8 protein-coding genes and 1 pseudogene are annotated in these 13,118 nt (G+C 68.3%); 8 read left to right on the top strand and 1 reads right to left on the bottom strand.

What is annotated here, in order from left to right:
* The first annotated feature begins 151 nt into the window (after positions 1-151).
* The 5 genes from V8F63_RS09420 to V8F63_RS09400 are packed head-to-tail and all read left to right on the top strand — an operon-like array spanning position 152 to position 6,303.
* Positions 152-2,686: an ABC transporter substrate-binding protein gene (locus V8F63_RS09420; protein ID WP_392352956.1), complete on the top strand. Its 2,535-nt coding sequence runs from the start codon at positions 152-154 to the stop codon at positions 2,684-2,686.
* Positions 2,683-2,994 (top strand): hypothetical protein, encoded by a 312-nt coding sequence (locus tag V8F63_RS09415; RefSeq protein ID WP_392352955.1) that lies wholly within the window; start codon positions 2,683-2,685, stop codon positions 2,992-2,994. The genes V8F63_RS09420 and V8F63_RS09415 overlap by 4 nt, the downstream gene beginning before the upstream one ends.
* Complete coding sequence (locus V8F63_RS09410) at positions 2,985-3,539, top strand: ABC transporter permease (protein ID WP_392352954.1); 555 nt, start codon at positions 2,985-2,987, stop codon at positions 3,537-3,539. The genes V8F63_RS09415 and V8F63_RS09410 overlap by 10 nt, the downstream gene beginning before the upstream one ends.
* A gap of 2 nt (positions 3,540-3,541) precedes the next feature.
* Positions 3,542-5,158: a dipeptide ABC transporter ATP-binding protein gene (locus V8F63_RS09405; RefSeq protein ID WP_392352953.1), complete on the top strand. Its 1,617-nt coding sequence runs from the start codon at positions 3,542-3,544 to the stop codon at positions 5,156-5,158.
* A complete protein-coding gene (locus V8F63_RS09400; protein WP_392352952.1) occupies positions 5,155-6,303 on the top strand; it encodes a P1 family peptidase in 1,149 nt (382 codons plus the stop codon). Before V8F63_RS09405 ends, V8F63_RS09400 begins: the two co-directional genes overlap by 4 nt.
* Positions 6,304-6,341: 38 nt before the next feature.
* On the opposite strand, the gene ggt is transcribed toward V8F63_RS09400, so the two are convergent.
* Positions 6,342-8,090: a gamma-glutamyltransferase gene (gene ggt / locus V8F63_RS09395; protein ID WP_392352951.1), complete on the bottom strand. Its 1,749-nt coding sequence runs from the start codon at positions 8,088-8,090 to the stop codon at positions 6,342-6,344.
* Positions 8,091-8,347: 257 nt separating this feature from the next.
* Between ggt and V8F63_RS09390 the strand changes: the two are divergent.
* From V8F63_RS09390 to V8F63_RS09380, 3 genes and pseudogenes are all read left to right on the top strand, one after another.
* Positions 8,348-8,932, top strand: a pseudogene (locus tag V8F63_RS09390) (TonB-dependent receptor plug domain-containing protein); the annotation flags it as partial.
* Positions 8,933-10,220: 1,288 nt separating this feature from the next.
* Complete coding sequence (locus tag V8F63_RS09385) at positions 10,221-11,516, top strand: TonB-dependent receptor (protein WP_392352950.1); 1,296 nt, start codon at positions 10,221-10,223, stop codon at positions 11,514-11,516.
* A 76-nt stretch (positions 11,517-11,592) separates the two neighbouring features.
* Positions 11,593-13,047: an amidohydrolase gene (locus V8F63_RS09380; RefSeq protein ID WP_392352949.1), complete on the top strand. Its 1,455-nt coding sequence runs from the start codon at positions 11,593-11,595 to the stop codon at positions 13,045-13,047.
* Positions 13,048-13,118 lie beyond the last annotated feature (71 nt).

The following is a 13,118-nucleotide window of genomic DNA, read 5'->3' as shown; positions in this document are numbered from 1 at the left end:
GTGAGGGGAAAGCCATGACGTAGGCTGACGCAGATCGGCCACGTCGCAGGGGAGAGCGAGGAAGGTGACGAAGACAGGGGCGACACGCGTCGCGACAGCATCACGACGGCGCGGCCGGAACGGCGGGCTTCGGCCCGGCCTGATCACGCTTATGCTGTCGCTGGCCCTGTGCCTCGTCTGGGGCCTGACCGCGCCGCAGGTTCAGGCGCAGGCGCCGCGTGACCGTCTGGTCCTGGGCCTGCCGCTGGAGCCGCCGAACCTTGATCCGACCTCGGGCGCGGCGGCGGCGGTGGACGAAGTCGTCTACGCCAACGTCTTCGAGGGCCTGACCAGGCTGACCCAGAACGGCGCCGTCGCCCCGTCATTGGCCGACACGTGGGAGGCCGCCCCCGACGGCCTGACCTGGACCTTCCACCTGCGGCGCGGCGTGACCTTCTCCGACGGTTCGCCCTTCGACGCCTCGGTGGCGAAGTTCTCTCTGGACCGCATCACCGCCGAAGGCTCGACCAACGCCCAGAAAGCCCTGTTCGAGCCGATCCGCAACGTCGAGGTCGTCGACCCGGCGACCCTGCGCATCCACCTGTCGCGGCCCATGGCGACCCTGCCTTACGTTCTGGCATGGGGCGATGCGGTCATTGTCTCGCCCAGCAGCGCCACGACCAACGCCATCACCCCCATCGGCACCGGCCCGTTCAAGCTGCAGAGTTGGCAGCGCGGCAGCCAGCTGACCCTGATCCGCCGCGACGGCTACTGGGGCGCAGCGCCGCGCCTGAACACCGTCGTCTTCCGCTTCATCAGCGACCCGACCGCCGCCTTCGCCGCCGTCAGCGCCGGCGACGTGGACGCCTTCCCCAACTATCCCGGGCCCGAAAACGTGGACCAGTTCCAGCGCGACCCGCGCTTCCGCGTCGTCGTCGGCGCGTCCGAGGGCAAGGTCATCCTGGGGATCAACAACACCAAGGCGCCGTTCAACGACGTGCGGGTGCGTCGCGCCATCTCCTACGCCATCGACCGCGACGCCCTGATCCAGGGCGTCATGTTCGGCTTCGGCCAGCCGATCGGCAGCCACTATTCGCGCCAGGCGCCGGGCTATGTCGACCTCACCGGCCTCTATCCGCATGATCCCGCCAAGGCGCGTCAACTGCTGGCCGAGGCGGGCTATCCCAACGGTATCGACGTGACGATGCGCCTGCCGCCCCGCCCCTACGCCCGGCGCAGCGGCGAGGTGCTGATCTCGCAACTGGCGCAGGCGGGCATCCGCGCGAAGATCGAGAATCTGGAGTGGGCTCAGTGGCTGGATCAGGTGTTCAAGCGCCGCCAGTTCGACCTGACCATCGTCGAGCATGTCGAGCCGATGGATTACGACATCTATGGCCGCAAGGACTACTATTTCGGCTACGACAGCCCCGCCTTCGACGCCCTGCTGGCGCAGGTCAACGCCGCCCCTGACGAGCCGACGCGCAACCGCCTGCTGGGCGACCTGCAACGCCGCATCGCCGATGACGCGGTCAACGGCTTCCTGTTCCAGTCCTCGCGCATCGGCGTGTGGAAGGCGGACGTGAACGGCCTATGGATCAACGGCCCCATCGCCGCCAACGACGTTACCGGCGCCTACTGGACCGGCGCTGGCGCAGCGGGCGCCGCGACTGCCGAGCGCACCGGCGGCGGCCTGCCCTGGGGCTGGATCAGCCTGACCGCGGGCGGCGCCTTACTGGCCTTCGTCGCCTGGCGCTTCGGCGCGGCCTGGCTGCTGAAGAAGCTGGGCGGCCACGCCCTGACGCTGCTGGCGGCGACCGTGGTCATCTTCCTGCTGCTGCAGGTCGTGCCGGGTGATCCTGCCAGCTACATGATGGGGCTGAACGCCAGTCCTGAATCCATCGTAGCCCTGCGCCAGCAGATGGGCCTCGAAGGTTCGGGCCTTGAGCGCTACTTCGCCTGGCTGGGCGACCTGCTGACCGGCAAGTTCGGGACCAGCTACACCTATCAGGTGCCGGTCGGCGGCCTGATCGCGGAACGTCTGGCCGTGTCTGCGCCGCTGGCCCTGATGGCCACCGTCCTGTCGCTGCTGGTCGCCCTGCCCATCGGCGTCACCGCCGCCAGCCGCCGGGGAACCGCCGTCGACACCGGCCTGATCGGCGTGACCCAGGTCGGCGTGGCCCTGCCCAACTTCTGGATCGCCATGCTGCTGATCCTGCTGTTCTCGGTGAACCTGGGCTGGTTCTCGGCGGGCGGCTTCCCCGGTTGGAACGGCGGCTTCTGGCCCGCCTTCAAGGCCCTGATCCTGCCCGCCGTGGCGCTCGCCGCGCCGCAGGCCGCCATTCTGGCGCGCGTCCTGCGCACCGCCCTGCTGGACACGATGAACGAGGACTATGTCCGTACCGCCCGCGCCAAGGGGCTGTCGGTCAATCAGGCCCTGTGGCGCCACGCCCTGCGCAACGCCTGGATCCCGGTCCTGACCATCCTCGGCCTTCAGTTCCCCTTCCTGCTGGCGGGCGGCATCATCATCGAGAACGTCTTCTCCCTGCCGGGCCTCGGCCGTCTGGTCTTCCAGGCCATCACCCAGCGCGACCTGATCGTGGTGCAGAGCGTGGTGGTGGTGGTGGTCTTCGCCGTGGTCCTGGTCAGCTTCGTGATCGACCTGGCCTATCTGTTTGCTGATCCGCGCCTGAGGGGACGCCGCGCATGACCGACGCCCCCGCTGTCGCCGCCCCCGCCGAGCCCCGCGTGCGCTGGCCCCTGTCTCTGATCGTCGGCGCGACGCTGACGGCCATCGTGCTGCTAACCGCCCTGCTCGCCCTCGTCTGGACGCCCTATGACGTCGAGGCGGTGGACATCGCCGCCAAGCTGACCGCCCCGTCGACCGCCCACTGGATGGGCACGGACCACTTCGGTCGAGACGTGCTGTCGATGATCATGGCCGGGGCGCAGAACTCCTCGTCGTCGCCTTCGTCGCCGTCGGCATCGGCGTCGGCATCGGCACGCCTTTGGGCCTGACCGCAGCCGCGCGCGGCGGCTGGATCGACGAGCTGGTCATGCGCGGCAACGACCTGATCTTCGCCTTCCCCGCCCTGCTGCTGGCCGTGATGATCACCGCCGTCATGGGACCGGGCGCGATCAACGCGATCATAGCCATCGGCGTCTTCAACATCCCCGTCTTCACCCGCGTCGCGCGTGGCGCCGCCCAAGGCCTTTGGACCCGCGAATACGTCCTGGCCGCCCGCACGGCGGGCAAGTCGAAAGCTCTGATCTCGCTCCAGCACATCCTGCCCAATCTGATGAGCCTGCTGGTCGTACAGGCGGCGATCCAGTTCGCCGTCGGCATTGTCGCCGAGGCGGGCCTGTCCTACGTCGGCCTCGGCGCCCAGCCGCCCGCGCCCAGCTGGGGCCGGATGCTGGCCGAGGCCCAGACCATGATCGGCTTCGCGCCCTGGCTGGCCATCATGCCGGGGCTGGCCATCTTCGTGACCGTGCTGGCCCTCAGCCTGACCGGCGACGGCCTGCGCGACCTGTTCGACCCGCGCGTGCGGCGGGAGCGTTGAGCATGACCGTCCTCGACATCCGCGACCTCAGCCTGTCGATCGGCTCCACCTCGATCCTGAAGTCCGTCAGCCTGTCCGTCGCCCCCGGCGAAATCCTCGGCCTCGTCGGCGAGAGCGGTTCGGGCAAGTCGATGACCGCCCTGGCCGTGCTGGGCCTGACGCCCCCGCGCGCGACCATCACCGGCGAGATCCGCCTGAACGGCCAGCTCGTCTCGAACGCCCCCGACGCCGCCCTGCAAAAGGTGCGCGGCCGCGACGTGGGCGTCATCTTTCAGGAGCCGATGACGGCCCTGAACCCCGTCATGACCATCGGCGATCAGGTCGCCGAGACGGTGCGCCTGCACACGAAGACGTCGCGCAAAGAGGCCCTCGCCGTCGCCCGTTCCGTGCTGGACCGGGTCGGCCTGCCGGCTGAACGTTTCCCCCTGACCCGCTATCCGCACGAACTGTCGGGCGGCCAGAGACAGCGCGTCGCCATCGCCATCGCCATCGCCCTGACGCCGAAACTGCTGATCGCGGACGAGGCGACCACGGCGCTGGACGTGACGACGCAGGCTCAGGTGCTGGACCTGCTCAAGCGGCTGGTGCGCGAGGACGGCATGGGCCTGATTCTCATCACCCACGACCTCGCCGTCGTGGCCGAAACCGCCGACCGGCTGGCGGTGATGAAGGACGGCGAACTGGTCGAGGAAGCGCCCGTCGACCGCATCCGCACCGGCATGGCGCACGCCTATTCCCAGCGCCTTCTGGCCAACGCCACCCACGCCCCCACGCGGCGCAGCCGCCCGCAAGCCGACGCCGCCCCCGTGCTTCAGGTCGAGGGTCTGGTGCGCGAATACGGCGGCGCGCCCGCCCTGTTCGGCAAGTCCAAAGCCTTCCGCGCCGTCGATCAGGTCAGCCTGTCGATCCAGCCGGGCGAGAGCGTCGGCCTCGTCGGCGAAAGCGGCTGCGGCAAGTCCACCCTGCTGCGCGCCATCCTGGCGCTGGAGCCCCCGCAAGGCGGCCGCGTCCGGGTCAAGGGCCGCGACATCACCGCCGCGCGCGGCGCCGCGTTGAAGTCCATCCGGCGAGACATCCAGGTGGTGTTCCAGGACCCCTACGGCAGCTTTGATCCGCGCTGGAAGGTCAGCGATCTGGTGGCCGAAAACTTCCACCTGCTCGACGCCCGCCCCACCCCGCTTGAGGCCCGCCGCCGCGTCGATGAAATGCTGGAGCGCGTCGGCCTGACCAGCGCCGCCGCAGACCGTTATCCGCACGAGTTCTCAGGCGGCCAGCGCCAGCGCATCGCCATCGCCCGCGCCCTGATCACCGCGCCCTCGGTCATCTGTCTGGACGAGGCGGTCTCGGCGCTGGACGTTTCGATCCGTGCGCAAATCCTCGACCTGCTGGCCGACCTGTCGGACCGCCTGGGCCTGTCCTACCTCTTCGTCACCCACGACCTGACTGTGGTGCGGACGGTGACGGATCGCCTGCTGGTCATGCAGGCCGGCAGGATCGTCGAACAGGGCGAAACGGCCGCCGTCTTCGCCGCGCCGTCGCACCCCTATACGCAGAAACTTCTGGCGGCGACGCCGGATCTGGTCCGCAATAGAGCTCTGGAAAAGGAAACCGCCGGATGAACCGCAGAACCGTCCTCGGCTCGGCCCTGATCGGCGCCGCCGCCTCCGCCTCCGCCTCCGCCGCGGGCGCTGCGAGCGCCAAACCGGCCGCGCAAAGCGCCGCGCGCGCCCCAAGCCAATCTTCTAGCCGCACCGGGCCGCTGAACCTGATCACCGACGTCGAGGGCCTCAAGGTCGGCCAGGCTCACGACGCCAAGGTGCGCACCGGCGTCACCGTCATCCTCGCCGAAAAGCCCGCCACGGCCGCCGTGGACGTGCGCGGCGGCGGCCCCGCCGGGCGCGAGACCGACGTGTTGCGCCCTGAAAATCTGGTGCAGGAGGTGGACGCCATCATCTTGTCGGGCGGGTCGGTCTATGGCCTCGGCTCCGCCGACAGCGTGGCCGCATGGATGGGGATGCGCGGGCGCGGCTACGGCATGGGCGGGGCGCCGGGCGTGCCGCCCTCGCCCATCATCCCGACTGCCTGCCTCTACGATCTGGCCAATGGCGGGAACAAGCAGTGGGAGATGGAGCCGCCCTATCGCCGCCTGTCGGTTCAGGCGCTGGAGGCCGCGAGCGACCGCTTCGACCTCGGCACCGCAGGGGCGGGCTACGGCTCGGAGGCGGGCGCGCTGAAGGGCGGCATCGGCTCGGCATCGGCGGTCATGGCGGCGGGCTGGACGGTCGGCGCCATCGTCGCGGTCAACAGCGTCGGCTCGGTCGTGGCGCCGGGCGGCAAGAGCTTCTGGGCCGCCCCCTATGAGATCGGCGACGAGTTCGGCGGCCTCGGCTCATCGGGTCTGCACGCCTCGGCCGAGGACTGGGGCCTGTCCAAGTTCCGGCCCCAGCCGCGCGAGAACACCACCATCGCCTGCATCGCCACCGACGTGGCCCTGACCCGTGTCGAGCTTCAGCGCGTGGCCATCATGGCGCAGGACGGCATGGCCCGCGCCATCCGCCCCGCCCACGCCCCCTTCGACGGCGACACCCTGTTCAGCCTGTCCACGGGCAAGAAGGTGATCGCGGACCCGGCCATGCGCCAGATCGCGGTGGCTCAGCTGGGCAATGTCGCCGCCGACGTCCTGGCCCGCGCCGTGGCGCGCGGCGTCTATCACGCGACCAACTATGAGGGCGTCACCGGCAAGACCTGGCGCGAGATGGCCTGACCCCTCCCGCCGGGAGAGGGTCTTGATCGGCCGTCGGTTTAGCGCACGCCCAGCGCCAGGGCGTCCGGACGGCGGGTGTCGGCGGCGCCTAGGAAACGATCGCCGTCGACCATGATCGACTGGGTGCTGCCCATCGTCATCGACGGACGCACCGTGTGGCCGCGCTCGCGCAGCAGCCGCTCCACGTCGGGCGAGAAGCCGCCTTCCAGCTCCAGCGGGCTGTCGCCGCCGCCCTGGTTCAGGCGCGGACGCATGGCGGCCTCGGCCACGTTCAGCTGGTGATCGATGACGTTAGAGACCAGCTGCACCATCGTCGCGATGATGTAGCCGCCGCCCGGCGTGCCGGTGACCAGCCACGGCTTGTCGTCCTTGAACACGATCATCGGCGTGATGGTGGAGCCCAGACGCTTGCCCGGCGCGGGCGAGTTCGGCTTGCCTTCAGTCCCCCAGTAGAAGTTGTCCAGGTGGTTGTTCAGCAGGATGCCCGTGCCGACCGGCGCGACGTGGGCGCCGTAGGAGTTCGACAGCGTATAGGTGTTCGACACCGCATTGCCGTAGGCGTCGGCCACCGAATAGTGGGTCGTGTCCTTGCTCTCGAACGGATAGGGATTGCCCTCCGGCACGTCTGCGGCCTTCAGCGTCCTGTCCAGCGAGATCAGCTTGACGCGCTCGGCGGCGAATTCCTTGCTGGCGAGGCCCTTGGCCGGGGTCGTCCACTGCGGCGCCCCGCCGATCAGGTTGCGGTCGGACGAGGTGATCTTCATCGCCTCGGAGATCAGGTGCAGGCTGTCGACGCTGCCCCACCCCATCGCGCGCAGGTCGAAATGCTCCAGCAGGTTCAGCGCCTCGGCGACGCTGACGCCCGAGGCCGTCGGCGGCATGAAGGAGATGCGATGGCCGCGATAGCTGCCCCAGATCGGCTCTGACACATCGGCGCGATAGGCCGCCATGTCTTCCATCGTGATGACGCCGCCGCCTGCTTGGACGCCCGCCACGATCTGGCGCGCCAGTTCGCCCTTGTAGAACTCGTCCGCGCCGCCGCGCGCCAGCTTGCGTAGGCTCTCGGCCAGCAGGGGCTGACGGAAGACCTCGCCCGCGCGATAGGCCGTGCCGTCGGCCTTCAGATAGGCTTCGCGCGCGCCCGGATCGGTCGCCAGGACGCGGGCGCGGCCGCCGGTGGCGTCGGCCTCGCCGTCCGACAGGACATAGCCTTCCTCGGCCAGGGCGATGGCCGGGGCCACCAGATCCGCCCACGGCATGGAGCCGAAACGCTGGTGCGCCTCCCACAGGCCCATGACGGTGCCCGGCACCGCCACATTCTTGAAGCCCGACGGCTTGGAGCGGTCGAACTTGCCGTCCGGCCCCAGCAGCAGGTCAGGCGTCGTCGCCGCCGGGGCCGTGCCGTAATAGTTGATGGCGATGTCCTGGGCCGGACGATCCTTCGTGGCCGCCATGTGCACGACCATATAGCCCGAGCCGCCGATGTTGCCCGCGCGCGGCAGGGTCACCGCCTCGGCGAAGGCCACGGCGATGGCCGAATCCACGGCGTTGCCGCCCTGGCGCAGGATGTCGACACCGACGCGGGTCGCCGGATCGCTCTGGCTGACCACCATGCCGCCGCGTCCGACCACGGGGCTGTGGATCTGGCCGTAGTTGACGATGTCGCCGCCGCTGCCGGTGGTCGGCCGAACCTGGACCGCCGCCTCCTGAGCGATCCCCGGCGCCGCCAGCAACATCAGGGCCGCCGCCGAAACAGCCGTCGCCGACTTCATCAAACGCACACGCATGGAAAATCCCCGCCTCAAGTCCGCGCGTCGCTGAAGGCTGTCGCCCCCGCAATGCTTTCTCACAGGACAATATTATCAAGACCCTAGCGATAGCATTGCCGAAAACCGCAGTTCAAGGACGAGGTTGAGTGATTATCACGCCCATTATTTGGGATATCGGCAATATTTTTCCGGCTAAGGTTGACGTGTAGCACTGTGACCGCTTCAAGTCCGAACTGAGGCGATCTCTCCGCGCCGCGCCCGATTTCGATTCGTCGATGCGGCGTGCGCCGGGACCGGCCTCTTCGACATACAGATCAGTCAGCGATGCGACCCCTGCCCAAAAACAGGAGCGCAGAACGATGACCACAACGGGGATGATTATTTCTATGAGCACTGTCCTGGCGCGTCGCACCATGCGAACGGCCCTGCTGGCCACCACCGCCTTGTTCGGCGCGACCGCCGCCTTCGCCCAGGAGGCGCAGGACGACGTCACTCAGGTCGAGGAGATCGTCGTCGTCGGCTCGCAGATCCGCGGCTCCAAGGTGACGGCCGCCCTGCCGGTGACCGTCGTCAGCGAAGACGACATCATCGCCGCCGCTCCGGCATCGGGCGACGACCTGTTCCGCTCCATCCCCCAGATGGGCGATGTGACCTTCAACTCCTCCTACCTGCCCTACACCTCGAACGCGGCGCGCGGCGACACCGGCTCGGTGAACCTGCGCAGCCTGGGCATCGGCAACACCCTGGTGCTGCTGAACGGCCGCCGCGTCGTCGGCCACCCGACGTCGCAGGCCAATGAGCACCTGGTGCCGGTCCTGACCTACAACACCAACGCCATTCCGGTGTCGGGCCTGAAGCGCATGGAAGTCCTGCGCGACGGCGCCGCCGCCATCTACGGCGCCGACGCCGTGGCGGGCGTGGTCAACACCGTCCTGCGCGACGACATGGACGGCCTGACCGTCTCGACCCAGTATGGCGGCGCCGAAGGCACCGGCATGCGCGAGCTGAACCTGTCGATCTACGGCGGCAAGGACATTCAGGAGGGTCGCGGCAACATCTCGGCCTTCTTCAACTACGACCACCGCGACGAGCTGAACACGCTCGATCAGGACTACACCGCCTCCAACGACCTGACCTCGCTGTTCGCCGGCACGGGCTTTGAGAACAACAGCAGCCTGAACGGCACCTCGCCGCTGACGCCCTGGGGCCGCTTCACGGTCAGCGGCTCGGGCGCCACGATCAACGGCAAGGCCTACAGCGCCTTCACCGTCCTGCCGGGCACGCACAAGGACTGCGTCACCGCCATCGGCGACGGCCTGTGCGTCATGAGCGGCGCCAACCTGCCGTCGGAGCTGAACACGGACATGGCCAAGCTGGGCCTGACGGTCATGCCTGAGGTCGACCGTTTCAACCTGTTCGTCACCGGCAAATACCGCATCAACGACGCCGTGGAGGCCTTCGGCGAGCTGGGCGGCTACTACGCCGAATCCCAGGCCTGGCAGGAGCCGATCGCAACAGCCTCGGCCGTGCCCTTCATCATCCCCGGCACGAACTACTACAACCCGCTGGACGGCAATCAGAACCTGACCCTGACCGGCTATCGGTTTATGGACATGGGCCCGATCAGCGTCAATGTGGTCAACAAGCAGTACCGCATCCTGGGCGGCCTGCGTGGCGACTGGAACGGCTGGAACTGGGAAACCGCCCTGACCTGGTCGGAAGCGTCAGCCAAGGACGTCTCGGACAACATCTCCGCCACCAAGCTGCAGGAGTGGGCCGCCAAGTCGACCCCGGACGCCTACAACTTCTTCAACGGCGGCTCGCTGACCAACCCCAAGGTCGGTGACGACACCCTGTCGAACCAGGCGGCCCTGGACGGCATCCGCGTGGACATGGTCCGCAAGACCAAGACCGAACTGGGCATGTGGGACTTCCGCGTCTCGCGCCCCGACGTCTATCAGCTGCCCGCCGGTCCCGTCGGCGTCGCCGCCGGCATCGAGCTGCGCACCGAGACCCAGCTGGACGACCGCGACAGCCGCGTCGACGGCACGATCCGCTTCACCAACCTGCGCGGCGTCCAGTCTTCGGATCTGATCAACCAGTCGGAGAACCCGGACACCTACGGCGAGCGCGACGTCTTCTCGGCCTATGTCGAGGCTCGCCGCCCCGCTGATCTCGCCGGACATGGGCGTGCCGCTGGTCCACAACCTGGAAGTCCAGGTCGCTGGCCGCTTCGAGGAGTATTCGGACTTCGGTTCGGTCGCCAAGCCCAAGTTCGCCGCGGCCTGGGACATCGTCGACGGCTTCCGCATCCGCGGCTCGTGGGCCCAAGGCTTCCGCGCTCCGAACCTGGAGCAGATCAACGCCACCGTGATCACGCGCTCGAACACCAGCAACGACTGGATCTACTGCGAGGCCCTGCGCGTTCAGGGCGGCCTCAAGACCGCCACGGGCGCGATCGACAACACCCTGCGCGGCTGCGGCGCTTCGATGAGCTCCAGGGTCGCCGACGAGTTCAAGGCGAACTTCAGCCAGACCCACGCTCGCAAGTCGACGCAGGAGCGCCGCTCGGGCAACCCTGACCTGGCGCCGGAAGAGTCCGAAACCGTCTCGCTGGGCTTCGTCATCCAGCCGCGCTTCATCCCGGCTGAGTTCGGCGACTTCACCTTCACCGCCGACTGGTGGCAGGTGAAGCAGGAAGGCATGGTGGGCCTGTTCCGCGGTCAGAACGCTCTGACGCTGGACTACCTGCTGCGCAAGCAGGGCTCGTTCAACGAGAACGTCGTGCGCGCCGATCCGACCGCCGCCGACATCGCCATCTTCGCCGGCTCGGGCCTCGAGGCGGCGGGCGAAGTCCTCTACATCAAGGACGCCTATACCAACCAGCAGCCCCAGACGGTTGAGGGTCTGGACCTGGGCGTGATGTGGCGTCTGCGCGGCACCCAGTATGGCGACTTCAACGTCAATCTGAACGTCTCGCACCTGATCAAATACTATCTGGACATGGCGCCGGAGACCAAGATGCTGGCCGACGCCCAGGCTTCGGGTCAGCTGGACGAGGCCATCTTCCTGTCAGGTTCGTTCGGCGACATGATCGCCGACTTCGGCCGCCCGGAATGGAAGTGGTCGCTGTCGGCGACGTGGCGCAAGGACGACTGGACGGTCGGCGCCTTCACCCAGTACATCTCGTCGCTGTATGACGACAGCCTGACCAACTCGGCGGGCGATTACTGGACGGTGGACTCGACCATCACCGCCAACCTCTATGCGGAATACGCCTTCGACGGTTCGCGCTTCAGCGAGGCGCTGGCCGGCTCGGCCGTTCGCGTCGGCGTGCGCAACATCACCGACGAACAGCCCCCGCTGGCCAGCGGCGGTTATGTCGGTTCGGTGTACCAGCCCTACGGGCGCTACTGGTACGCCAGCTTCCGCAAGTCCTTCTGATCAGTCTCTGATTGGTTTCGGGGCGGTAGGCGATGACGCCTTCCGCCCCTTTTTCTGTTTTGCTCACGGAGTTCCCATGAAGCCCGTTTCAATGCGCGTCCTCGCCCTCGCCGCCGCGATGACCAGCCTGCCCCTGGCCCCCGCCGTCGCCGCTGAACTGTCGCCCCAGGCCAGGGCCCAGATCACCTCGACCGTCGAGCGCAACCAGGCCGCCCTGGACCACGCCGCGCTGGAGATCTGGAAGTTCGCCGAGCTGGGCTATCAGGAGACCCAGAGCGCCGCCCTGCTGCAGGATCAGTTGCGCGACGCCGGCTTTGTCATCACTCCCGGCATCGCCAATGAGCCGACCGCCTTCCTGGCCAGCTTCAAGAACGGCGCCGGCCCGGTCATCGCCGTCCTGGCCGAATACGACGCCTTGCCCGGTCTGTCGCAGACCCTGAACCCTGTCCAGGAGTCCGCCGGCGGCCACGCCGGCCACGGCTGCGGCCACAACCTGTTCGGCGCCGCCTCGGTCCACGCCGCCATCGCGGTCAAGGACTGGATGGTCGCCAACAACATCAAGGGCGAGCTGCGCGTCTACGGCACCCCGGCCGAAGAAGGCGGCTCGGGCAAGGTCTACATGGTCCGCGACGGCCTGTTCGACGACGTCGACGTGTCGCTGCACTGGCACCCCGGCAATGTGAACTCGGCCCGCCAGGGCGACACCATGGCCAACGTCTCGGGCAAGTTCCGCTTTTACGGCACGGCCTCCCACGCCGCCGCCGCGCCCGACAAGGGCCGCTCGGCCCTGGATGGCGTCGAGGCCCTGAACTACATGGTCAACATGATGCGCGAGCACGTGCCGGACCGCACCCGCATCCACTACGCCATCACCGACGGCGGCAAGGCGCCCAACGTCGTCCCGGCCTATGCCGAGGCCTATTACTACGTCCGTCACAACAACCCCGAGATCGTCCGCGACGTGCTGGAGCGAGTGAAGAAGGCGGCGGACGGCGCGGCGCTGGGCACCGGCACCCGTGTCGAGTTCGAGGCCATCGGCGGCGTCTATTCCATGCTGCCCAATCAGGCCCTGATGACGGTCATGGACCGCAACCTGCGCCATGTCGGCGGCATCACCTGGACGGCCGAGGAAACCGCCCTGGCGACCGAAATCCAGAAGACCCTGACCTCCAAGCCGGACCTCGCCAGCGTCGGCCAGATCGAGGACGCCGTGATCGGCGGCGACTTCGGCGGCTCCACCGACGTGTCGGACGTGTCCTGGGTCACGCCTACGGTCGGCCTGTCGACGGCGACCTTCGTGCCAGGCTCTGCGGGCCACAGCTGGCAGAACGTGGTGGCGGCGGGCACGACCATCGGCCTGAAGGGCGCCCATCTGGCGGCCAAGACCCTGGCCCTGACCACCGCCGAGCTGTTCCAGAGCCCGGACACCATCGCCGCCGCCAAGGCCGAGTTCGAACAGCGTCGCGGCCCGAACTTCGAATACCGCGCCCTGCTGGGCGACCGCGCCCCGGCGCTGAACTATCGCGACTAAAATCGCCTGAGGCCGCCTTCTTCCCTTGCGGGAGAAGGCGGACGGATAAGGGGCTGCCGGGCGTCAGGCTC

Source organism: Brevundimonas sp. LF-1, from assembly GCF_037055305.1.
GTDB lineage: Bacteria > Pseudomonadota > Alphaproteobacteria > Caulobacterales > Caulobacteraceae > Brevundimonas > Brevundimonas sanguinis.
This window is presented reverse-complemented; position numbering and strand designations above follow the sequence as displayed.

What these genes read in the sequence shown, in the direction of transcription:
- V8F63_RS09420 (WP_392352956.1), top strand. Translation starts at nt 152, where the DNA reads ATGCTGTCGCTGGCCCTGTGCCTCGTCTGGGGCCTGACCGCGCCGCAG.
- V8F63_RS09415 (WP_392352955.1), top strand. Translation starts at nt 2,683, where the DNA reads ATGACCGACGCCCCCGCTGTCGCCGCCCCCGCCGAGCCCCGCGTGCGC.
- V8F63_RS09405 (WP_392352953.1), top strand. Translation starts at nt 3,542, where the DNA reads ATGACCGTCCTCGACATCCGCGACCTCAGCCTGTCGATCGGCTCCACC.
- V8F63_RS09400 (WP_392352952.1), top strand. Translation starts at nt 5,155, where the DNA reads ATGAACCGCAGAACCGTCCTCGGCTCGGCCCTGATCGGCGCCGCCGCC.
- ggt (WP_392352951.1), bottom strand. Translation starts at nt 8,090, where the DNA reads ATGCGTGTGCGTTTGATGAAGTCGGCGACGGCTGTTTCGGCGGCGGCC.
- V8F63_RS09385 (WP_392352950.1), top strand. Translation starts at nt 10,221, where the DNA reads ATGTCGAGGCTCGCCGCCCCGCTGATCTCGCCGGACATGGGCGTGCCG.
- V8F63_RS09380 (WP_392352949.1), top strand. Translation starts at nt 11,593, where the DNA reads ATGAAGCCCGTTTCAATGCGCGTCCTCGCCCTCGCCGCCGCGATGACC.